We start from the raw sequence: 20,688 nt of genomic DNA, 5'->3' as shown, positions 1-20,688 counted from the left end.
AGAATGCTAAGTTTTTGCGCTAGAATGCTCGTTTTTTTCGGGGGTGATTGGTAATACATCAAATGTCATCACTCCTGTTCGCTGATTAAAACTTTTGTAGTCTAGCATGGAAATACGCCAATATGATGACGACTGATTTATCTTTGATTCGCCGTGGCTGAAACGATTGCCCAACAACTAACAGCCATAAAGCGCGGCTGCCAGGAACTGCTGATTGAAGAAGAGTTTGCGCATAAACTCGCTCAGGCAAAACCGCTGAGGATCAAGGCGGGATTCGACCCCACGGCGCCTGACCTGCATCTGGGGCATACCGTCTTGCTTAACAAACTGCGCCTGCTTCAGGATATGGGACATCATGTCCTGTTTCTGATTGGCGACTTTACCGGCATGATCGGTGATCCCAGCGGCAAGAATGCGACACGCCCGCCTTTAACACGCGAGCAAGTCGCCTCTAATGCCGAATCTTATACTACACAGGTATTTAAAATACTCAGGCCTGATCAGACAGAGGTCGTATTCAATTCAGCCTGGATGGACAAACTGACTGCAGCCGACTTGATCCGGCTTGCCGCCTCCCATACCGTGGCGCGCATGCTGGAACGAGATGACTTCAGTAAACGTTATCGCAACAATCAGGCGATAGCCATACACGAATTCCTCTATCCCCTCATCCAGGGCTATGATTCAGTGGCATTAAAGGCCGATCTCGAATTGGGCGGCACCGACCAGAAATTCAACCTGTTAATGGGACGCGAATTACAGAAACATTTCGGACAGGCCCCGCAATGCATCCTGACCATGCCCTTGCTGGAAGGACTCGACGGCGTCCAGAAAATGTCCAAATCACTGAATAACTATGTCGGCATTACTGAGCCCCCGGGAGAGATTTTTGGCAAATTGATGTCAATCAGCGATACTTTGATGTGGCGCTATATTGAATTGCTCTCCTTTGAATCACTGGACACAGTGCATCAGTGGCAGCGAGAAGTGGAAGCGGAACGCAATCCACGTGAAATCAAAGTACAATTCGCCCAGGAGATCGTCGCACGTTTCCACAGTCAGGCCGACGCCAATCAGGCACTGGCCGATTTTGAGGCCCGTTTCAGCAGGGGCGCGTTGCCCGACGATATTCCGGAGAAAACCCTATGCATCCAGGGCGACGCCTTGCCAATCGCGCAGCTGCTCAAGCTCGCATCGCTGACTGCCAGCACCAGCGAAGCCTTGCGCATGATCGGACAGGGCGGTGTAAAACTGGATGGCAACAAAGTTGTGGATAAATCAATGACCATCCCACTGAATGCCACCGTCATTGTTCAGATTGGCAAACGCAAGTTTGCAAAAGTCACTCTTTTACCCGAATAAAGCAGACAAACGCTGTTGCAGGATCGCTAATAATATCTATGATGAATGATGATATCGTAATACTCCCCTGCGAAACGCGGGCACGCGAATTCGACGCCAAATTACTGCTCGCCTGTCATCTTGCCGAAAGCGGTCTGCCCACCATCGTTGGCGCCAAAAAAGTGATCGACAAAATGGCCACATCCTTGCCGCGGGGCCTCTATATTGGCAAAAGCATGACGGTGCGCAGCGCCACTGTTTTGCGCATGCTGCGGCGGCTAGGCTTCACCGTCACGGCCTGGGATGAGGAAGGACTGGTATGGGCCACGCCCGAACTGTATCGCCTGACAAAACTGGATGCCCAAGCACTTCAGGAACCCTCGTGCATCTTTGCCTGGGGAGAGGCCAATGCAGCGGCCATCCGCGATCACCCCAGCTTCACCGATGCACCGCTGCATTTGACCGGCAATCCACGCACAGATTTGCTGCGGCCGGCGCTGCGCGGACTTTTCAACGGGCAGACGGACGATTTGCGTGCGCGCTATGGTAAATTTGTGTTGATCAATACCAATTTTTCCCGAATCAATCATTACTATCCGGGAGAAAGTCATCTGCTCAATCTGCTCGAGGCCCAAAAACACAAGCAGGGACAATCCAGCGATCCCAAGCTCGGCATGGCCATCCATAAAAAGACGATTTTCGAACACTTCCTGAAAATGGTGGCGGCGGTGGGCGAGGCGTTTCCTGATATCACCGTTGTGATTCGCCCGCATCCGTCCGAGAATCACGCCACCTGGATCGAGGCGACCCGCCATTGCAGCAATGTACAGGTGCTTTATGAAGGCAATGTCGTTCCCTGGTTGATGGCGGCAGCCGTAACCGTTCACAATAGTTGCACGACAGCAGTCGAATCTTTCCTGCTCGATCGCACCGCCTTGGCCTATTGCCCGGTAACCGCCGAAGCCTATGACCATCCACTGCCCAACAATCTCAGCATTCAATGCCAGAATCTGTCCACCCTATTGGACTGGATCAAGCAGGCGCTGGTCGACAGCGCAACACTGGATGCGCAGCATATTCAGCAACGCAAGGACTTGGCCCGCCATCATCTGGCCTCGTATGACGGCGCAACATCATGCGAACGGCTGGTATCGGTCATTCATCAGCTGAAAAAACAGTCCGTGCAGAGTCGCCCTCCGCTGCTGACGCGGGCGGTAGGATTGAGCACGGCTTACTGGCGCAAAGCGATCAAGAAACGCATTGAAGCCCAATTACCGGGGCATCGCAATAATACCAACTATCTGCGGCATATGTTTCCACTTACCTCTAGCGCAGATGTCGAATATCAAATACAACGCATGGGCAGTCAGCTGGGCCGCTTTCAGAAGCTGCGCATCAAGGAGCTGACCGAAAATGTGTTTATGATTCAGTGACAGTAAACGGAAGTGGCGATGGACGGCCAGCGCACTGCTCGGACACACCCAAAATTAGAGATTACTCATTATAAAATTCGCACTACCTCTAGGCTATGAAAACTAAAGTAAAAATTATCGGAGCCGGTTCAATCGGCAATCATCTCGCATATGGATGCCGGCAGCAGGACTGGGAAGTTGTGCTGTGCGATATCGATCCGGCTGCACTCGAGCGTACCCGCACGGAAATCTATCCCAACCGTTATGGTCGCTGGGATGAAACCATTCGGCTGGCGCATCCCGACGCTATGAGCGAAGAAGATTTCGATGTCGTCATCATCGGCACGCCGCCCGACACACATATCAAAATAGCGCTCGACATCCTGAAACAGCACCCGCCAAAATTGCTGTTGATCGAAAAACCATTATGCCCCCCTTCCCTGGCTGATTGCGAACAATTACGTAGCCGGGCAGAATCATTGGGCGTTCAGGTCCTGGTCGGTTACAACCATACCCTGACGCCCAACACGCGCCTGACAGAACAATGGCTGCAAACCGGTTCGCTCGGCAAGATACTGACCATTCACGCCCAGATTCGAGAACACTGGCAAGGCATTTTCAAAGCCCATCCCTGGATTTCCGGCCCGGAAGAAACCTATCTCGGCTATACCGAACGCGGGGGGGGCGCACTTGGCGAACATTCGCATGGATTAGCCATTTGGCAGCATTTTGCGCATCTCAGTGGTCACGGACGGATTGTCGAGGTGTCAGCGATGCTCGATATGGTTGAGGAACGTGGCGCCTGCTATGATCGGTTGGCGCAACTCAATCTGCGCACCGAAAGCGGCCTGACCGGCTTATTGGTCCAGGATGTCATCACGGAGCCGGCTGACAAGCAATTGCGGCTGCAAGGCGAGAATGGTTACATCGACTGGTTTATCAATCTCAAGCCGGGCGTGGATGCCGTCAAGCTGCAATTGCAGGGCAAACCCGAACAATTTCAATACTTCGAAAAAACCCGGCCGGATGATTTTCAGCCCGAAATTAGGCATGTCGGCGATCTGCTCGCAAATTCAGGGCAAATTTCGCCCATCTCCCTCCAGCAGGGAATGGAAACCATGCTGGTGATCGCAGCTGCGCTCCGCTCGCACGCAACCGGACGCGTGGTTAAAATCGATTATGATCGTCCCTACGGTCCTGACTCGCTGCAGTAGCCGCCTGAACCCACGCATATGTACGCACAAAGAAAAGTACTGGCCGTCGTACCTGCCCGCGGAGGCAGCAAGGGCGTGCCATTGAAAAATTTACGCAAAATTGGCGGCACTTCCCTGGTCGGGCATGTCGGACAACTGGTGCGCGAACTGGGCTGGATCGATCGCGCGGTCGTCTCCACCGATCATCCGGAAATCGCTCGAACCGCCGAGCAGGTCGGCCTCGCCGCGCCATTCTGGCGGCCGGCCGAACTTTCCGGGGATCGGATTGGTGACATTCCGGTATTGCAACATGCTTTACAGACGATGGAATCGATCGATGGCTGCGAATATGACATCATTCTCATGCTGCAACCGACTTCCCCCCTGCGCTTGCCGGATCATGTGGCCGCAACAGTCGAGAAACTGGTGCAAGGCAACTTTGATGCCGTCTGGACCGTCAGTCCGACCGATCTCAAATATCATCCGCTCAAACAGCTGGCGTTGGATGATGATGCCATGCTCGGGTTATGGGATCAGCGTGGCACAGACATTATCGCCCGCCAGCAGCTCAAGCCTGTATACCATCGAAATGGCGCAGCCTATGCCCTGACCCGTGCATGTCTGCTCACCCAGTCTGCGCTCATGGGCGCGCGCAGCGCCGCAGTCGTGATTGACACGCCCATGCTGAGCATCGATAGCGAAGACGATCTCAACCAGGCAGAATGCTTGCTGAACAAGCAAGCAAGCCAGCATGCTCCCCAGCTGAGAGTACGCCAGGAAGGTGCAGCGGCACCGTTCAAAACCTTTGTGGTGGATATCGATGGCGTACTGGCATCATTGGTTTCCAATAACGATTACACGCTGAGTCAACCCTTACAGGAAAATATTGCCATCATCAATCGATTGCATGAGGCGGGCCACAGGATTATTTTGTTTACTGCACGCGGTTCGGCCACCGGCATAGACTGGCAGGATGTAACCCGCAAACAGATGACTGACTGGAACGTGCGCTATCATGCCCTGCAGTTTGGCAAGCCCGCAGCGGATTATTATATCGACGATCGGCTGATCACGTTACAAGAGGCGTTACAGCATTGTTGATGCGCATGCATGCTTTTGTGTTGCCAAGACCAGGTAGAAAACCAGCTGCCGGGTCGAATCCGCGACAAACCCGCTTTAACCATCAGACAATCCGCCCGACAGGCGCAGAATCAGCACATGCTTACTCGTTATAGAGTCGCATGTATGAATTGTTTCCAGACTCTCAAGTAAAAAATATTGTTCAAGGACGATCATGAAGACACTGTTAGACCAATTATATATTTTTGAAATGGCCAACAACCACCAGGGCAGCGTGGAACATGGTCTGAAAATTATCGATGCAACCGCCAAAGTTGCCCGGAAACATCAGATCAAAGCGGCAGTCAAGTTGCAATTGCGCGAACTGGATACCTTTATTCATCCAGATTACAAGGGTCGCACGGATGTCAAGCATATTGGCCGCTTTGAAAGCACTCGTCTCACCATGGATGATTTTCAGCGGTTAGTAGAAGCGATCCGTGAGCAGGGGCTGGTCACGGTAGCCACACCGTTCGATGAGCAGTCCGTACAAACCTGCCAGGCTCTGGGTGTGCAGGTATTGAAGCTTGCCAGCTGCTCGGCAACCGACTGGCCACTGATTTCAGCCATCGCAGATGCCAACCGCCCGGTGATTGCCTCGACTGGTGGCTTGAGCATTTACGACATCGACAATCTGGTCAGTTTTCTACATAAACGGGTTCCTGCTTTTGCACTGATGCATTGTGTCTCGCTTTACCCCACACCGAACGAACGCATTCACATGAATTTTCTGAGCAAGATTATGCGCCGTTACCCCTATGTATCAGTCGGATACTCCGGTCATGAGGCGCCCGACAATCTCGAAGTTGCCATGGCAGCCATCGCCAAGGGCGCACGCTTGCTTGAACGCCACATCGGGGTGGCGACACCCGACATTCAGCTCAACACTTACTCGCTGGATCCAGAGCAGGCTGACCAGTGGGTAGCCGCTGCCGAACGCATGCGCGCCATTTGCGGGGCGAGCGAGGAGAAACATGTCATACAAAATGAGAAGGACTCACTGCGCGAGCTGCAGAGAGGAGTTTTTGTCAAACGCAACATCGCACAGGGAGAAGAAATCCGGCCAGAAGATGTATTCTTCGCCATGCCTTGCGCAGAGGGACAGCTGACAAGCGGTGAATTCGGTCAGTTGCGCGCACATTTTGCCGCCTCCCGCGATTACGTGACCGGCTCAGCTGTATTCGAAGCGCCCAAGCACGATACCATGCGGCTCATCCGGGGGATTCTGCATGATGCGAAAGGCCAGTTATACGAGTCAGGCATTTCTCTCGGCGATGACTATACGGTTGAAATCTCGCATCACTATGGCCTCCCCCGCTTCCGGGAAACAGGCTGTATTCTGGTCAATCTGATCAACCGAGAGTATTGCTACAAACTGTTGATCATGCTGCCGGGACAGAAACATCCACCGCATATGCACAAACAGAAGGAGGAAACCTTTTGCATGTTGTGGGGTGATTTGACGGTCAATCTGCACAAGCAAGACACACAGGAGTCGGTCAATATGAAACCCGGCGACAAATTACTGGTGCCGCGCGGCACCATGCATGATTTTGCCACCCGGTCAGGCGCCATTTTTGCCGAGGTTTCCACGCATAGCATCGTGGGGGATTCCTATTATGCACATCCGGAAATCGCGGAGCTAGACCCGATGCAACGCAAAACTATTCTGGAAAGCTGGTAAGGCGATCATCTAATCGCACATCATTCGTTACTGTCTGACGGAGGCCTCTGAACCTCCCGGATCACCTCCTGAAAGTCGCCAATGTCCTCAAAGCTTCTGTAGACCGAGGCAAAACGGATATAGGCGACTTTATCCAGGATATACAGCTCTTGCATGACCCATTCACCGATGGTGCGAGAGGTAATTTCCTGGACCCCCGTACTCAAGAGTTTCTGCACAATGCGCTCCATGGCCGCATCGACCTGCTCGGTTGGAACCGGGCGCTTGTGCAATGCCCGCGTAAAACTGGTATAGAGTTTGTTCCGGTCAAATTCGACACGGTTGCCATCCTGCTTAATGACCTGCGGAAATCGCAATTCAATTGTTTCGTAAGTGGTAAAACGCTTCTCACAGGCCATACAACGCCGCCTGCGCCGGATCCTCGTCCCCTCCTCGCTCTCGCGCGAATCAATGACGCTGGTATCCTCAGCACCACAAAATGGACATCTCATAGCTGAATGCTGTCGCCAGAGCCAGTGAATGGCTCCGGGCTGTCAGAAAGGAAAATTGGCTGGTTAACGATGAGCCCGATCACTCTCCATAAACGGGAAATTTTGTGCACAGCGCTTGCGCCTGCTGAGCCACCTGCTCCAGGACTTTGGAATCATGCGGCGCATCCAGCACGTCCGCCACCAAATTGGCCAGCTGTTCGGCTTCCAGCTCCTTGAAACCACGGGTGGTAATGGCTGGGGTACCAATACGAATACCGCTGGTGACAAACGGCTTCTGCGGATCATTCGGGATCGCATTTTTATTGACGGTGATATGCGATGCTTCCAGTGCGGCCTCAGCCTCTTTTCCGGTTAGATTCTTGGCGCGCAGATCGACCAGAAACATATGACAGTCGGTACTGCCGGAAACAATCCGCAAACCTCGCTGCTGCAGCACCTTGGCCATGACGCGTGCATTTTCGATCACCTGCTCCTGATAATCCTTGAAACCCTGGCTGGCAGCTTCCTTGAAGGCCACCGCCTTGGCTGCGATCACATGCATGAGCGGCCCGCCCTGAGTCTGCGGGAATACTGCGGAATTGAGGGATTTCTCATACTCGGCTTTTGCCATGATCACCCCGCCACGCGGCCCCCGCAGTGTTTTATGCGTAGTGCTCGTCACAAAATCGGCAATTCCGACTGGATTGGGATAGAAACCGGCTGCGATCAAACCTGCATAATGCGCCATATCGACAAACAAATAGGCCTCTACGCTGTCGGCAATTTTCCGGAAACGTTTCCAGTCGATGATTCTTGCATAGGAAGAAGCGCCGGCGACAATCATGCGTGGCCGGTGCTCCAGCGCAAGCCGTTCCACCTCGTCATAATCGATCTCTTCGGTATCGGGATCCAGTCCATAAGCCACTGAATTGAAAATTTTGCCACTCATGTTGACGGCCGAACCATGCGTCAGATGGCCGCCATGCGCGAGCGACATACCCAGAAGCGTATCGCCCGGTTTCAGGGCCGATAAATAGACAGCGGCATTCGCCTGAGAACCGGAATGCGGCTGCACATTGACATATTCCGCATCATATAAGGCTCTGAGCCGGTCAATCGCAAGCTGCTCGACTATATCCACGTATCGACAGCCACCATAGTAACGCTTGCCGGGATAGCCTTCCGCGTATTTGTTGGTCAAGACCGATCCTTGTGCCTGCAAGACCGCCGGACTCGCGTAATTTTCCGAAGCAATCAGTTCGATATGATCTTCCTGACGCTGAATTTCCCCTTCAATCGCCTGCCATAAATCAGGATCAACCTGTCTGATTGTCACTTTCTGTGAAAACATAACATCCGCTCTCTAGTTTTTATTTGAAACGATCATTCTATCATCGCGCAGCTTACTAAGCTGCGATTGTACGTATTTCTTGTTATGCCAAGGCAAAGGATCAATTTGACTTCATTTCGTGAATTAGCGATGATAATAAACTGTTACCCAAAATATCTAGGAGGCTGTCCGAGAATAGCGATCGTAGCGAGGGCGAGGCTGGTTGAGTTGGATTTTACGATCATTTGAGGCGAATAGCCGTTCTATTTAACGAAAGGGATCGTAAAATCCGGCCAATCAGGCTCGTCCGCAGTAGATCAGTCTATTCTCGGACAGCCTCCTAGTTTAATTCACTCTATTACACTTACAGGAGCTATCATGGCCACAAACGAAACACTCAAGCAACAGGTCAATGCCATCATTCAAAGCAGACACTTGCTGCAACACCCCTTCTACATTGCCTGGACGGAAGGCAAACTCACCAGAGAGCAGCTGCGCCATTATGCCGAACAATATTTTTATAATGTTCTGGCCGAACCCACCTACCTGAGCGCGGTGCACTTCAACACGCCGCATTTCCACGATGCGCGCAACAGTGGTGATATCAGTGTACGTCAGGAAGTCCTGAAGAACCTGATCGACGAGGAACATGGCGAGAAAAACCATCCTGCACTCTGGAAAACGTTTGCATTCGCACTCGGTGCCGACGATGCCAGCCTGGCGAAAGCTGATGCCCTGCCGGAAACGCAGGACCTGGTTTCCACTTTCCGGGATATTTGTTTGAGTCAGCCGTTCTATGCCGGCCTGGCTGCCCTGCACGCATTCGAATCGCAAGTGCCCGATATCGCAGCAGTCAAGATCGATGGCCTGGCCAAATTCTATGGCATGAACAACCCCCAGGATTATGAATTTTTCTCGGTCCACCAAAAAGCGGATGTTTACCATTCACAGGCAGAATGGGCCATCATCGAAAAATTCGCCGACACGCCAGAAAAACAGGCTGAAGTACTGGCCGCGACGCGCCGGGCATGTGACGCACTCTGGAAGTTCCTGGACGGCGTTCATCAAACCTATTGTGCCAATCTCGAATGTGAAGCAGAATCTGCAGTAACCCTGCATTAAGACCCGATTCGACTGGCAGTTCAGCGTGACCGGGTGGCAGACAGCCTGCAAGATTGGCAAACCACCTGGTCATTTCTTAAATCTCACCTTCTCCTTTGCCTGGCCGCCCGCAATGGCCTGACGCCTTCCAGCTTGGCAAAGCAGACCCGGCGAATCGTAGCCAGAAAATCCTGCAGATAACCCAAAGTAGCGGTTTCCTCCCGCACTGAAAGATACAAATCGCTCCACAACCCGCGGCTACCAATGCGCCGGGCAATCACGTAATCATAATCCAGATAGTTGGTGATCCCCCAGCCAGGGAGTGCGGCGATGCCACGCCGGCTGGCCACAAGTTGCAGAATGGCCACGGTAAGTTCGGCCGTGCGACGCTGCCAAGTGACATTGGCAGGGATCAATACCTGACGAATTAAATCAATTCGTTCATCGGGCACCGGGTAAGTAATCAGCATATCGCAGGAGAAATCTTGGGCCTCGAGCACGCGTTTTTTGCCCAGCTCATGGCCAGGCGCAAGCACCGCCAGGATCTCGAAGCGGAATAAGGGAAAATGTTCGATGCCAGGCTGCAGCCTGGGCTCCGATCCGATGACCACATCCGCAGCACCATTCCTGAGCAAATGCACGGGATCGCTGTGAAACCCGGATACCAGATCGAGTTCCACGTCGGGCCAATCGGCACGGAATGTATCCATGATCGGCATCAACCAGTCAAAGCAGGTATGACATTCCAGCACGATACGCAGACTGCCTGAGGCCTTCTGCGAGATTTTGGCCAGATCCCGTTCTGCCACCCGGATCTCTCCAAGAATTTTTTCTGCCAGCTGTACCAGGCGCCTGCCTGCTTCGGTTAACTGCACAGCATGTCCATGGCGTTGAATAATCGGCGACTGATAGTGATCCTGCAACACTCTGATCTGATGGGACAGAGCAGATTGAGTCAAATGTACGCGCGCTGCTGCGCGCGAAACACTCCCCGTTTCATGCAAGGCCTGCAGTGTACGCAAATGACGCAATTCCAGCATAATTATGAATAATATTCATAGTCAATTATAAAAACTTTCATTTGATTCATTATAAAGCATTCAACAAAATGATAGCTCCTTCAATATAGATAAAAAGCGCTTGATAATGGTACTGACACATAATCTTGGTTTCCCGAGAGCCGCTCAGCAACATGCATTGAAAAAAGCACTGAAAGTTCACTGGAAGCAACAAATCACTACCGAGTCGTTATTGACGACAACCGATTCAATGTTAGCGATGATGATAAACCGCTGCCCGAAATATCTGGTTTAATTCACTCTATTTCTATTTACACTTACAGGAGCTATCATGGCCACAAACGAAACACTCAAGCAACAGGTCAATGCCATCATTCAAAGCAGACACTTGCTGCAACACCCCTTCTACATTGCCTGGACGGAAGGCAAACTCACCAGAGAGCAGCTGCGCCATTATGCCGAACAATATTTTTATAATGTTCTGGCCGAACCCACCTACCTGAGCGCGGTGCACTTCAACACGCCGCATTTCCACGATGCGCGCAACAGTGGTGATATCAGTGTACGTCAGGAAGTCCTGAAGAACCTGATCGACGAGGAACATGGCGAGAAAAACCATCCTGCACTCTGGAAAACGTTTGCATTCGCACTCGGTGCCGACGATGCCAGCCTGGCGAAAGCTGATGCCCTGCCGGAAACGCAGGATCTGGTTTCCACTTTCCGGGATATTTGTTTGAATCAGCCGTTCTATGCCGGCCTGGCTGCCCTGCACGCATTCGAATCGCAAGTGCCCGATATCGCAGCAGTCAAGATCGATGGCCTGGCCAAATTCTATGGCATGAACAACCCCCAGGATTATGAATTTTTCTCGGTCCACCAAAAAGCGGATGTTTACCATTCACAGGCAGAATGGGCCATCATCGAAAAATTCGCCGACACGCCAGAGAAACAGGCTGAAGTACTGGCCGTGACGCGCCGGGCATGTGACGCACTCTGGAAGTTCCTGGACGGCGTTCATCAAACCTATTGTGCCAATCTCGAATGTGAAGCAGAATCTGCAGTAACCCTGCATTAAGACCCGATTCGACTGGCAGTTCAGTGTGACCGGGTGGCAGACAGCCTGCAAGATTGGCAAACCACCTGGTCATTTCTTAAATCTCACCTTCTCCTTTGCCTGGCCGCCCGCAATGGCCTGACACCTTCCAGCTTGGAAAGCATACTTGGCGAATCGTCGCCACGAAATCCTGTGCCTCGAGCACGCGTTTTTTGCCTAGGAGGCTGTCCGAGAATAGCGCTCGTAGCGAGGGCGAGGCTGGTTGAGCGGGATTTTTCGATCATTTGAGGCGAATAGTCGTTCTATTTAACGAAAAGGATCGTAAAATTCAGCCAACCAGGCTCGTCCGCAGTAGATCAGTCTATTCTCGGACAGCCTCCTAGCTCATGGCCAGGCGCAAGCACCGCCAGGATCTCGAAGCGGAACAAGGGAAAATGCATGATCCCAGACTGCGGCCTGGGCTCCGATCCGACGACCACATCCGCAGCTCCATTCCTGGGCGAATGCACAGGATCGCTGTGAAAGCCGGATATCAGATCGAGTTCCACGTCGGGCCAATCGGCACGGAATGTATCCATGATCGGCATCAGCCAGTCAAAGCAGGTATGACATTCCAGCACGATTATGAATGTTATTCATAATATGTCATAAAAACTTTCATTTGATTCATTGTAAAGTATTCAACAGAATGATAGCTCCTTCAATCTAGATAAAAAGAGCTTGATAATGGTATTGACACATAATCTCGGTTTCCCAAGAATCGGTCCGCAACGTGAATTGAAAAAAGCACTCGAAGCCCACTGGAAGCAACAAATCAGTGCCGAGCAATTATTGACGACAGCCGATTCAATTCGTGCCGCCAATTGGCGCGCGCAACAACAGGCAGGCATGGATTGGATTCCGGTCGGCGATTACTCCCTGTATGACCATGTGCTCGACATGACCGTATTGCTCGGCGCGGTGCCACACCGCTTCGGGCCAGTCACCGATGAAATCCCCCTTGAGCTGTATTTTGCCATGGCACGCGGCACAGTCGATCAACCGGCAATGGAAATGACTAAATGGTTCAATACTAACTACCATTACATTGTGCCTGAATTCGATGAAACGACTGTTTTCCGGCTCGCATCCAATCGCCTGTTTCAGGAAATTGCGGCAGCACAAGCGCTTGGAATAACCCCCAAACCCGTATTGCTCGGCCCCCTGAGCTATCTGTACTTAGGCAAGGAGACAACACCAGGTTTCAACAAACTTCAATTGCTGTCCCGGCTATTGCCTGCATATCAAGAAATCCTGTCCAGTATCGCCACGCTGGGCGTACAGTGGGTGCAAATCGACGAGCCAATACTTGCGCTCAATCTGGATCAGGACTGGCTAGAGGGCCTGCAGACCGCTTATCACGCCCTGCAGCACAACGGATGCCGGCTATTGCTGACGACCTATTTCGGCACAGTCGGGCATCACCTGGCGCAACTCAGTACTTTACCTGTCGATGGATTCCATCTCGATCTATGCCGCGCACCGGAACAGCTTGAGGCTTTTCTGGGCCAGGCGTTTGCGAACAAAACGCTGTCATTGGGCGTGATCGATGGCCGTAATATCTGGCGCGCAGATCTTTCGAACAAGCTCGACATGCTGACACATGCGCATACCGTACTTGGAGACAGGCTCTGGATTGCACCCAGCTGTTCGCTCCTGCATTGCCCGGTCGACCTCACACAAGAAACGCAACTTGACCAGGAAATCCGCAATTGGCTGGCATTCTCGGTACAGAAACTGGCAGAAGTGGCCATCCTCGGGCAAGGCTTGAATGCAGGCAGGGCATCGATCCAGTCATCACTGATAATTTCCGATCAAGCCTGCCGCGCCAGGCGGGAATCCAGCCGCATCCATAACCCGGTCGTTGCACAGCGAATCCAGAACCTAAATGCGCATGACGCACAACGCCAGCAGCCGTTTGCATTCAGGCGCCCACTCCAGCAGCAGCGCTTTCGTCTTCCTCTGTTGCCGACAACCTCGATCGGTTCCTTCCCACAAACAAGCGAGATTCGCCAAACACGCGCGGCTTTCAAGAAAGGCCGGGTAAGTCATCTCGAATACCTGACGGCCATGCGCGCCGAAATCCAGGACATTATCACCAAACAGGAACAGGTTGGGCTGGATGTACTGGTTCACGGCGAACCCGAGCGCGGGGATATGGTGGAATACTTCGGTGAACAATTGTGGGGCTACACATTCACCGAACATGGCTGGGTCCAGAGTTATGGCTCACGCTGCGTCAAGCCCCCGATTCTCTATGGCGATGTCTATCGGCCGGAGGCGATGACCGTTGAATGGATAAAATATGCACAAAGCCTGACGAGCAAGCCGGTCAAAGGCATGTTGACGGGACCGGTCACGATGCTGATGTGGTCATTCGTGCGCGATGATCAGCCCCAAGCAGACACTGCCTTACAGCTCGCGCTGGCGATTCGTGATGAAGTCAGCGACCTGGAACGTGCCGGCATCGGAATGATCCAGATCGATGAGCCGGCCTTCCGCGAAGGATTACCGCTGCGGCGGTCGGATTGGGCGCATTATCTGGAGTGGGCGGTCAAAGCTTTCCGCATCGCAAGTTCGGGCGTCAAGGATGACACGCAAATTCATACACATATGTGTTATTCGGAGTTTCATGACATTCTGCCCGCAATCGCCAACCTCGATGCAGATGTCATCACGATTGAAACTTCGCGTTCCCGCATGGAATTGCTGGATGCCTTCGTGGAATTTGCCTATCCGAACGAAATCGGACCTGGCGTCTACGATATTCATTCACCCCGCGTGCCCAATGCTTCGGAAATGCTGGATCTGCTCAAGAAAGCAGTCCGGCATATCGACCCGCAGCATTTATGGGTCAATCCGGATTGCGGTCTGAAAACACGCAACTGGTCCGAGACTGCAGCCGCATTGACCAAGATGGTGGACTGCGCCAGAACCATGCGCAATTTGCTGAAAGCCTGATTTTGATCAACATGACTGCCGTTACCCGCGTATATACGCGAGTAACGGCAGTCAAAGTTTACGCCCCCTCCTCCGCTCAACCTGACCTCCAAAGAGCTGCTTGCATAGAAGTATTGCGCGTAGCCAACTCATCTGTTCAAACCTATCAGCAGCCGAATTCGAAGACCATGGCAGAACAGAAGAACAATCCCTGCCCCCATCCCTTGACACCGCAAACTATATATTAAACTACAATAGAAATATTACATTGATGTTTCATTTTCACTTACTATGCTTCCCCCGATGAAATAAGGGGTTTTTACTGTAATTGTCATCCACTCAATAATCGAATCATGCCGGCAATCATCTACATCCATTTTGTTGCACAACCGATGAATCATCAAAGCTATCCGATACTCTGACTCTTTACTAACTTTCCTGAGGTAGCCGGACTATGATTGCCATGATCTTTCAGCTGATGGGCGGCATCGGCCTGTTTCTAATGGGCATGGTACTGCTCACCGACGGTCTGAAATCCTTGGCCGGTGAAGCGCTGCGCCGTGCGCTGGTGCGCTTCACGGGAACACCTTACAAAGCCTTCGCATCCGGCACCCTGGTCACATTGATGGTGCAATCATCCAGTGCCACAACCGTAACCTTGATTGGTTTCGTCAGCGCGGGTCTGCTCACTTTTCCGCAGGCACTGGGGGTCGTACTGGGAGCCAGCCTGGGCACAACCGGTACCGGTTGGCTGGTCTCGGTGCTGGGATTGAAAATAAGCCTGGGATTCTATGCCTTGCCGCTGGTGGGAGTCGGTGCACTCATGCGGCTGCTCGCTCGCGGGCGCAGGCGCTCGCTGGGCCTGGCACTGGGAGGTTTCGGGCTGATCTTCGTCGGAATCGACACCCTGCAAACCGGCATGCAGGATCTGGCAGGCACCTTTGACCTGGCACTGCTACCTTCAACTGGTCTGATTGGTTATCTGGCAGTTGTCTCGATCGGCGCACTGATGACAATCGTGATGCAATCTTCCAGCGCAGCGGTCGCCACCACACTGACCGCCCTGCACGCCAGTGCCGTCAACTTCGATCAGGCCGCCTTGCTGGTGATCGGCGCAGCAATCGGCACCACAATCAAGGGACCGTTGGCAGCAATTGGCGGCAGTGTCTCTGCCAAGCGCACCGCCCTCGCGCACGTATTGTTCAATCTGGCAACCGGCATCATAGCACTGCTGATGCTGCCCGTTCTGTTGAGAGGATTGGAATTCGCGCAACAGCAAATGCATCTCGAACCCGGCGCCATCAGCCTGGCTGCCTTCCATACACTGTTCATCGTACTGGGTGTCTTGATCTTTCTGCCTTTCACCAAACCTTTCGCACGCTGGATCGAGCGCCTGTTGCCTGAGCACGGACCGAGACTGACCCGTCATCTCGACGATTCCTTACTACAAGTGCCAGCCGTTGCACTGGAATCCACTCGGCGCACCTTAGTGGATACAACACTGGAAGTCATCAATCTGCTTGACCAGTTACTGAGCAGCGCCGTCAGCCAGGTCAACGAGACACAACGCACAGAAGTGAAAGGTGCGCTGGAAACCATACAGAGCTTCTTTACAAAGATACCATCCATTTCGGATGACGAGCCCCTCTCCCACCAGCGTGTGGTACAGCTACATGCCATTGATCATTTAGCCCGCTTGCTGACCCGCCTGAATCTGTCAGCTACCGCACGCAAGACACTGGCCCAGCCATCCATGCAGCTCGCTCTTGGGCAAACTCGCAAAACACTGGCTCTGGCGCGCCAGGGATTATTGGGTCGCGCGCCGACCGATTGGCTGACCCGGATAGAACAGCAGGCACTGGTTCTGGCTGGCTTGCGGCGCGAAGAGCGCCTGGGAATTCTGCGTCAAACCGCGGCAGGTCGACGCACTCCATTCGATGCGCTGGATGCATTGGATACTGTACGGTGGCTGGAGCGCGTCGCTTATCATACCTGGCGGCTTTGCCACTATCTTGCTGAGGAAAACATGATCGAGGCTAAGGCAGATAACATCAAACCAATAGATCTGTTGGCAAACTCTTTGGATCAATAATTCCCATCAGCGCGCATGGGATAATCAAGTCCCACGCCTTTCGACATGTGACAGAGATGACTATAAAGAAGACATTCGATTCTTTCATTGCTTCAATCGAACCAAGTGGCACATCCTGCCTGGCGAATACCAGTCAGGATAATGGACTGATGTACAATCCCGCAGCCGAAGATGCAATGAACTCAATGGCATGAACGAGTTACTCACTTGGATCGGTATTGTCCTATGCCTGACGCAGTCGGCTATATTTTCCGGGCTCAACCTGGCTGTGTTCAGTCTGAGCCGGCTACGTCTGCAAATAGCCGCTGAAAATGGCGATTGCGATGCAAAGAAGGTTCTGGCGTTGCGGCAAAATGCCAATTACACGCTGACGACCATCCTGTGGGGAAATGTTTCGATCAATGTCTTGCTGACCCTGCTGGCCGATTCCGTTTTGATGGGTCTGAGTGCTTTCTTTTTCTCTACCGTCGTGATCACTTTTGCCGGTGAAATTCTTCCTCAGGCCTATTTCTCGCGGCATGCACTGGCGGTCGCATCGCGACTCGCTCCATTGCTGCACTCGTACCGGATACTGCTATGGCCGGTTGCTTGGCCTTCAAGCAAGTTGCTCGATATCTGGATCGGCCCTGAAGGTATCCCCTGGCTGCGTGAGCGCGAACTCAAGCAAATGTTGGAACAACACGCCCGCGACCTGGGTACCGAAATCAGCCAGGTCGAGGCTGCGGGCGCGATCAATTTTCTAGCGTTGGATGATTTGCCAGTCGGACTGGAAGGTGAATTGCTTGATCCTCAAAGCGTGATCTGTCTGACCTTTCAGAACGGATGGCCGGTATTTCCTGAAGTCTCATGCAATGTGGCGGATCCGTTTCTGCAGCGCATTGCCGCGAGCGGCAAAAAATGGGTTGTATTGGTGGATGAAGCAGAAGAGCCCCACCTGGTGGTCAATGCGCCCGCATTGTTGCGGGCAGCACTCTTCGACAACCAATCGTTTGATCCCATACAATTTTGTCACCATCCCTTGGTCGTACGCGATCCCCAGTTACCACTCGGCCAGACACTGACTCGCTTGACCGTAAGTCCGGAGCGGCCAGGTGATGATGTCATCGACGAAGACCTCATTTTGGTATGGAGCCAGGCAAGACGGCATATCATCACAGGCTCCGATATCCTGGGGCGACTGCTGCGTCGGATCGTTCAACAAAGACCAGTTCCAGTCAACTTCCGCCGTCGGCAGACTGCTTCAACCTGCATCGAATCTAGCAAGCGAAGATGAATCTTCCCGGCAATCTTCGACTGAACACGCCTGGAAAGCAACACTATCCGGATGATCAGCGTGTCATCACACACGAGTCATGACAACCCTCTAAAAGACCGGCTGTCATTTCCTGGTCCGCTACAGTTTGTAACGCCATCAGGCAGGTGTCGCAAACTTGAGGCCGATAATGCCGCCAACAATGAGTGCGATACTGAATACTCGCATACCATTCACCGGTTCACCAAACAGCAGCATGCCGCAGATGACTGTGCCGACCACGCCGACCCCGACCCAGATGCCGTAAGCGGTCCCGACAGGCAGCGATTTCATGGCGACCCCCAGCAACCAGATGCTAACGATCATCGCCAGTACCGTCCAGACACTGGGCCAGAGCCGGCTGAAGCCCTCCGTGTATTTCAAGCCGATCGCCCAGGCGACTTCAAACAAACCCGCCAGCACAAGTATAAACCAGGCCATTGATTGTCCTCACAATTTGGGTTGCACGGGTCGTCCCGGCCGATATCGAAAATTGAGGTCGTCCCCAATTACACGCTCTATGTACTCTGCTTGGCATCCGGGCCAGCCTATGCCAGTGAAGCATCAAGCCAAGGCGCCAGGGCTTGCATGACACTGTTATGCCCTGCAAGCCGAAAGTGCCTGCTAGTTGCCGCTCAACACGTTCTGCAGCAACAGATCATTCAATCGTTTGACAAAGCCGGCGGGATCTTCAAGCTGCCCCCCTTCGGCCAGCAGGGCCTGGTCGAGCAAAATCCGGCTCCAGTCTGAAAACTTGGCTTCCTCGTATTTCAATCGCTGCACCATCGGATGATGTGGATTGATTTCCAGGATCGGTTTGCTGTCCGGAACCTTCTGACCGGCTGATTTGAGCAGACGTTCCAGATTACCGCCCATATCATGCAAATCGGCCACCAGACAAGCGGGTGATTCGGTCAGACGAAATGTAATTCGCACATCTTTGACCTGTTCGCTCAGAACTTCTTTCATTTTTGTTGCCAAATCCTGGAAGTCGCCAGCCTCTTTTTCCTGCGCCTTTTTCTCGTCCTCGTCAGCGAGCTTGCCCAGATCGAGATCACCCTTGGCCACGGACTGCAGCGGCTTGCCAGCATACTCATGCAGATGGGCAACCAGCCACTCATCGATGCGATCACACAAGAGCAGCACTTCGATACCCTTCTTACGGAAAATTTCAAGATGCGGGCTGCTCTGGGCAGCTTTCAAACCATCGGCAGTGATGTAATAGATTTTATCCTGCTCCGGTTTCATGCGGGCGATATAATCATCCAGCGATACCATCTGCTCTGCCCGCTCATCATGGGTCGAGACAAACCGCAACAGCTTGGCAATTCGTTCGCGATTGGCAAAATCTTCCGCCACCCCTTCTTTCAAAACCTGGCCGAACTCCTTCCAGAAGGTCCTGAATTTTTCCTGATTTTCGCTTTGATCGCTGCTGGCCAATTCTTCGATCAATCCCAGTACTTTCTTGGCCGAACCGGCCCGAATGCTGTCGATATCCTTGGACTCCTGCAGGATTTCACGCGAAACATTCAGGGGCAGATCATTGGAATCGATAATGCCGCGCACGAAGCGTAAATAGCCGGGCAGCAGTTTCTCGGCATCGTCCATAATAAACACACGCTTGACATACAATTTGACACCGTGACGATGTTCCCGGTCGAATAAATCGAATGGCGCGTGGGAGGGAATGTACAGCAACTGGGTATATTCCTGCTTGCCTTCTACCTTGGCATGCACATAAGCGAGCGGGGGCTCGAAATCATGCCCGACATGTTTATAGAATTCATCATACTGTTCCCGCGTGATCTCATTCTTGGGCCGCGCCCAGATCGCACTTGCCTGATTAATGGTTTCATCTTCGTCACCGATACGGTAATCCTTGCTTTCTTCGTCCCACTCCTCTTTTTTCATCACGATCGGCAAAGTGATATGGTCCGAATAACGGCGAATGATTGAACGTAGCTTGAAGCCATTCAGGATTTCATCCTCCTCAGCGCGCAAATGCAGCACGATTTCAGTGCCACGATCCTGCTTCGTCACCGTTTCGAGCGTGTATTCGCCTTCCCCACTCGATTCCCAGCGCACACCATGTTCAGCGGTCAGCCCCGCGCGGCGAGTGGTTAGGGTTACTTTGTCCGCGACAATGAATGCCGAATAAAAACCGACTCCGAATTGCCCAATCAGGTGCGCATCCTTGGCCTGATCACCGGTCAATGAATTGAAAAATTCCCGGGTGCCGGATTTGGCAATAGTGCCCACATTGTCGATAACCTCCTGCCTGGACATGCCGATCCCGTTATCGCTGATGGTAATCGTGCGTGCCTGCTGGTCATAGGCAACACGAATTTTCAGATCAGGATCGGATTCATACAGGGCTGCGTCAGACAATCCTTCGAACCGAAGCTTGTCCGCCGCATCGGATGCATTGGAAATCAATTCACGCAAAAATATTTCCTTGTTGCTGTAGAGCGAATGAATCATCAACTTTAGAAGTTGTTTCGCCTCAGCCTGAAAGCTCATATGTTCGACGTTTTCTGCTGTTTGCATACTTCTCTCCTTAAAAAATGCGTTAACATTGTGCGGTCAAATTAGGCAATTTCAAG

General features: G+C 52.6%; 17 protein-coding genes. 10 read left to right on the top strand and 7 right to left on the bottom strand.

The annotated features are described in order from the left end of the window. Nucleotides 1–153: 153 nt before the first annotated feature. The 5 genes from tyrS (at nt 154) to ABTW62_RS05805 (ending at nt 6,749) form a co-directional block, all read left to right on the top strand. Entirely contained in the window at nt 154–1,362 is a 1,209-nt protein-coding gene (gene tyrS, locus ABTW62_RS05825; protein WP_430903650.1) for a tyrosine--tRNA ligase, read from the top strand. Between the two features lie 41 nt (nt 1,363–1,403). Further along, entirely contained in the window at nt 1,404–2,774 is a 1,371-nt protein-coding gene (locus ABTW62_RS05820) for a surface carbohydrate biosynthesis protein (protein ID WP_430903649.1), read from the top strand. 95 nt (nt 2,775–2,869) lie between these two features. Continuing rightward, a complete protein-coding gene (locus tag ABTW62_RS05815; RefSeq protein WP_430903648.1) occupies nt 2,870–3,967 on the top strand; it encodes a Gfo/Idh/MocA family protein in 1,098 nt (365 codons plus the stop codon). An 18-nt stretch (nt 3,968–3,985) separates the two neighbouring features. Then, nucleotides 3,986–5,047: a cytidylyltransferase domain-containing protein gene (locus tag ABTW62_RS05810; RefSeq protein ID WP_430903647.1), complete on the top strand. Its 1,062-nt coding sequence runs from the start codon at nt 3,986–3,988 to the stop codon at nt 5,045–5,047. Between the two features lie 193 nt (nt 5,048–5,240). Next, complete coding sequence (locus tag ABTW62_RS05805; protein ID WP_430903646.1) at nt 5,241–6,749, top strand: N-acetylneuraminate synthase family protein; 1,509 nt, start codon at nt 5,241–5,243, stop codon at nt 6,747–6,749. A 20-nt stretch (nt 6,750–6,769) separates the two neighbouring features. Here the strand turns inward: ABTW62_RS05805 and nrdR are convergent, their stop codons facing one another. Together nrdR and glyA are read right to left on the bottom strand one after the other, a co-directional pair. Next, complete coding sequence (nrdR, locus tag ABTW62_RS05800) at nt 6,770–7,240, bottom strand: transcriptional regulator NrdR (protein ID WP_430903645.1); 471 nt, start codon at nt 7,238–7,240, stop codon at nt 6,770–6,772. A 79-nt stretch (nt 7,241–7,319) separates the two neighbouring features. After that, complete coding sequence (glyA, locus tag ABTW62_RS05795) at nt 7,320–8,570, bottom strand: serine hydroxymethyltransferase (RefSeq protein WP_430903644.1); 1,251 nt, start codon at nt 8,568–8,570, stop codon at nt 7,320–7,322. Between the two features lie 357 nt (nt 8,571–8,927). On the opposite strand from glyA, the gene ABTW62_RS05790 reads away from it, so the two are divergent. Next, the gene (locus tag ABTW62_RS05790; RefSeq protein WP_430903643.1) at nt 8,928–9,671 is read left to right on the top strand and encodes a 4-aminobenzoate synthase; all 744 of its coding nucleotides are present in this window, start codon (nt 8,928–8,930) and stop codon (nt 9,669–9,671) included. A gap of 83 nt (nt 9,672–9,754) precedes the next feature. Here ABTW62_RS05790 and ABTW62_RS05785 read toward each other — a convergent pair whose 3' ends face one another. Next, complete coding sequence (locus ABTW62_RS05785; RefSeq protein WP_430903642.1) at nt 9,755–10,690, bottom strand: LysR family transcriptional regulator; 936 nt, start codon at nt 10,688–10,690, stop codon at nt 9,755–9,757. Between the two features lie 310 nt (nt 10,691–11,000). Here ABTW62_RS05785 and ABTW62_RS05780 point away from each other — a divergent pair, with 310 nt between their 5' ends. Further along, nucleotides 11,001–11,744: a 4-aminobenzoate synthase gene (locus tag ABTW62_RS05780; protein ID WP_430903641.1), complete on the top strand. Its 744-nt coding sequence runs from the start codon at nt 11,001–11,003 to the stop codon at nt 11,742–11,744. An 83-nt stretch (nt 11,745–11,827) separates the two neighbouring features. On the opposite strand, the gene ABTW62_RS05775 is transcribed toward ABTW62_RS05780, so the two are convergent. Both ABTW62_RS05775 and ABTW62_RS05770 read right to left on the bottom strand, forming a co-directional pair. Beyond that, nucleotides 11,828–12,007, bottom strand: a complete 180-nt coding sequence (locus ABTW62_RS05775; RefSeq protein ID WP_430903640.1) for a hypothetical protein — start codon at nt 12,005–12,007, stop codon at nt 11,828–11,830. A 72-nt stretch (nt 12,008–12,079) separates the two neighbouring features. Then, nucleotides 12,080–12,343 carry a LysR substrate-binding domain-containing protein gene (locus ABTW62_RS05770; RefSeq protein ID WP_430903639.1) on the bottom strand — a complete coding sequence of 88 codons (264 nt, stop codon included), beginning with the start codon at nt 12,341–12,343 and terminating at the stop codon, nt 12,080–12,082. Nucleotides 12,344–12,449: 106 nt separating this feature from the next. On the opposite strand from ABTW62_RS05770, the gene metE reads away from it, so the two are divergent. The 3 genes from metE to ABTW62_RS05755 all read left to right on the top strand — a co-directional run bounded on the left by metE (nt 12,450) and on the right by ABTW62_RS05755 (nt 18,067). Beyond that, nucleotides 12,450–14,723, top strand: a complete 2,274-nt coding sequence (gene metE / locus ABTW62_RS05765) for a 5-methyltetrahydropteroyltriglutamate--homocysteine S-methyltransferase (RefSeq protein ID WP_430903638.1) — start codon at nt 12,450–12,452, stop codon at nt 14,721–14,723. A 442-nt stretch (nt 14,724–15,165) separates the two neighbouring features. Continuing rightward, on the top strand, nt 15,166–16,794 hold the full coding sequence (locus tag ABTW62_RS05760; RefSeq protein WP_430903637.1) for a Na/Pi cotransporter family protein: 1,629 nt from the start codon (nt 15,166–15,168) through the stop codon (nt 16,792–16,794). A gap of 190 nt (nt 16,795–16,984) precedes the next feature. Then, the gene (locus ABTW62_RS05755) at nt 16,985–18,067 is read left to right on the top strand and encodes a DUF21 domain-containing protein (protein ID WP_430903636.1); all 1,083 of its coding nucleotides are present in this window, start codon (nt 16,985–16,987) and stop codon (nt 18,065–18,067) included. A 138-nt stretch (nt 18,068–18,205) separates the two neighbouring features. Here the strand turns inward: ABTW62_RS05755 and sugE are convergent, their stop codons facing one another. Next, a complete protein-coding gene (gene sugE / locus ABTW62_RS05750) occupies nt 18,206–18,526 on the bottom strand; it encodes a quaternary ammonium compound efflux SMR transporter SugE (RefSeq protein ID WP_430903635.1) in 321 nt (106 codons plus the stop codon). Nucleotides 18,527–18,709: 183 nt separating this feature from the next. Further along, nucleotides 18,710–20,632 (bottom strand): molecular chaperone HtpG, encoded by a 1,923-nt coding sequence (htpG, locus tag ABTW62_RS05745; RefSeq protein WP_430903634.1) that lies wholly within the window; start codon nt 20,630–20,632, stop codon nt 18,710–18,712. Nucleotides 20,633–20,688: the final 56 nt, after the last annotated feature.

The sequence above is a fragment of the Nitrosomonas sp. ANs5 genome (genome assembly GCF_050584665.1).
GTDB lineage: Bacteria > Pseudomonadota > Gammaproteobacteria > Burkholderiales > Nitrosomonadaceae > Nitrosomonas.
This window is presented reverse-complemented; position numbering and strand designations above follow the sequence as displayed.

Coding starts and splice junctions, on each gene's coding strand:
- ABTW62_RS05820 (WP_430903649.1), top strand. CDS start 1,404: ATGAATGATGATATCGTAATACTCCCCTGCGAAACGCGGGCACGCGAA.
- ABTW62_RS05815 (WP_430903648.1), top strand. CDS start 2,870: ATGAAAACTAAAGTAAAAATTATCGGAGCCGGTTCAATCGGCAATCAT.
- ABTW62_RS05810 (WP_430903647.1), top strand. CDS start 3,986: ATGTACGCACAAAGAAAAGTACTGGCCGTCGTACCTGCCCGCGGAGGC.
- ABTW62_RS05805 (WP_430903646.1), top strand. CDS start 5,241: ATGAAGACACTGTTAGACCAATTATATATTTTTGAAATGGCCAACAAC.
- nrdR (WP_430903645.1), bottom strand. CDS start 7,240: ATGAGATGTCCATTTTGTGGTGCTGAGGATACCAGCGTCATTGATTCG.
- glyA (WP_430903644.1), bottom strand. CDS start 8,570: ATGTTTTCACAGAAAGTGACAATCAGACAGGTTGATCCTGATTTATGG.
- ABTW62_RS05790 (WP_430903643.1), top strand. CDS start 8,928: ATGGCCACAAACGAAACACTCAAGCAACAGGTCAATGCCATCATTCAA.
- ABTW62_RS05785 (WP_430903642.1), bottom strand. CDS start 10,690: ATGCTGGAATTGCGTCATTTGCGTACACTGCAGGCCTTGCATGAAACG.
- ABTW62_RS05780 (WP_430903641.1), top strand. CDS start 11,001: ATGGCCACAAACGAAACACTCAAGCAACAGGTCAATGCCATCATTCAA.
- ABTW62_RS05775 (WP_430903640.1), bottom strand. CDS start 12,007: ATGATCGAAAAATCCCGCTCAACCAGCCTCGCCCTCGCTACGAGCGCT.
- metE (WP_430903638.1), top strand. CDS start 12,450: ATGGTATTGACACATAATCTCGGTTTCCCAAGAATCGGTCCGCAACGT.
- ABTW62_RS05760 (WP_430903637.1), top strand. CDS start 15,166: ATGATCTTTCAGCTGATGGGCGGCATCGGCCTGTTTCTAATGGGCATG.
- ABTW62_RS05755 (WP_430903636.1), top strand. CDS start 16,985: ATGAACGAGTTACTCACTTGGATCGGTATTGTCCTATGCCTGACGCAG.
- sugE (WP_430903635.1), bottom strand. CDS start 18,526: ATGGCCTGGTTTATACTTGTGCTGGCGGGTTTGTTTGAAGTCGCCTGG.
- htpG (WP_430903634.1), bottom strand. CDS start 20,632: ATGCAAACAGCAGAAAACGTCGAACATATGAGCTTTCAGGCTGAGGCG.